The sequence below is a fragment of the Burkholderia sp. E168m23 genome (genome assembly GCF_016586125.1).
Classification (GTDB): Bacteria; Pseudomonadota; Gammaproteobacteria; order Burkholderiales; family Burkholderiaceae; genus Burkholderia; species Burkholderia orbicola.
In genome coordinates, this window is the sequence record NZ_BCPP01001372.1 from 1 (window position 1) to 1,332 (window position 1,332).

The 1,332-nt window shown below is 58.9% G+C and carries 2 protein-coding genes; both read left to right on the top strand.

Features of this window, described 5'->3' with window-relative positions; genetic code table 11:
• Nucleotides 1–431: type IV toxin-antitoxin system AbiEi family antitoxin domain-containing protein (locus tag JMF90_RS37390; RefSeq protein WP_201326370.1), on the top strand; the 431-nt coding region annotated here is incomplete at its 5' end.
• A partial coding sequence (locus JMF90_RS37395; RefSeq protein ID WP_201326371.1) for a nucleotidyl transferase AbiEii/AbiGii toxin family protein occupies nucleotides 431–1,332 on the top strand: 902 nt, incomplete at its 3' end. The genes JMF90_RS37390 and JMF90_RS37395, both read left to right, overlap by 1 nt.

A 1,332-nucleotide genomic window follows, 5' to 3' on the forward strand; every position in this document is an offset into this window, starting at 1 on the left:
GCCCGAGACCCTATCGCATCCCCTCATGGGTCGCGGAGCACATGCACTACACGTACCAGACCACTGCGTTGTTCGACGAATCGTTGCCCTATTCGTTCGGGCTGACGCAGCTTCCCGCCGGGGGACCCGACGTGCTTGTTTCCGTGCCGGAGCGAGCCATACTGGAGCTTGCAAGCGACATCGGAAAGGGACAGTCATTAGAGGAAGCATCCAACTTGGTGATCGGATTGCGCAACCTGCGCGTCAAAACGCTGGACGTACTTCTACATCACTGTACGAGCGTGAAGGTGGTACGACTGGTGCGGGACCTTGGACAAGGTGCGGATTTTCCGTGGGCACGAGAACTCCAGAAGCACGTCAACCGTCTCGGCGAAGGCACGCGATGGTCGAACAAGATGAAAAACGGCAAGCGACTCACACTCAAACCGTGATGAACCAGACCTACGTAGACACCGTCCGGCTGATGCTCTCGATTGCACCGATCGTCTTCGACACGCCGCGCTTCGCGATGAAGGGCGGTACCGCACTCAACCTCTTTCTCCATGACATGCCACGTCTGTCGGTCGATATCGATGTCGTGTTCACCGATCGAGGCCTGAACCGCGAAGAAGCGCTCGATGCGATCGACCAGGAGCTGGATCGAACCCGGAAGCAAATCGAGGCCGAGGGACATGCGACGGAGTTCTCGGCTGCCTCCTCATCCGGGAAAGCGAAGGGCGACGACGTGAAGCTCGTCGTCATTTCCGGCGCGACCGCCGTCAAGGTCGAGGTCAACTACATATTCCGGGGCACGTTACTCGACCCCGTCCGGCGCCTCCTCACGAAGCAAGCCGAGGACACATTCAGCACCAGCATCGAAGTCCCGACGCTTCACGACGCGGAGCTCTATGGCAGCAAGCTGGTGGCCGCATTGGACCGCCAGCATCCGCGCGATCTTTTCGACGTGATGCATATGTATGCGCACCACGGGTTGCGCCCGGATATCGTGGATGCGTTCGTGGGCTATCTGTCCGGGCATAACAGGCCGATTCACGAAGTGTTGTTTGGACCGAAGCACTCGATGGCAGAGGCCTATGACTCCGATTTCGTCGGCATGACGGTCGAGCCCGTCGACCTGGCGGTGCTCGAAACAACTCAAGAACGGCTCCATCGGGAACTACCCGCATCGCTCACGGAGAATCATCGTCGATTCCTGATATCGCTGGTCCGGGCCGAGCCGGACTGGTCCTTGATGCCATACGCGCATCTGCGCGAGTTGCCGGCCCTGAGATGGAAGCTCATCAACCTCGAGAATCTCAAAAAGAAAAAGCCGGAGGTGTTCGCACAGCAGGA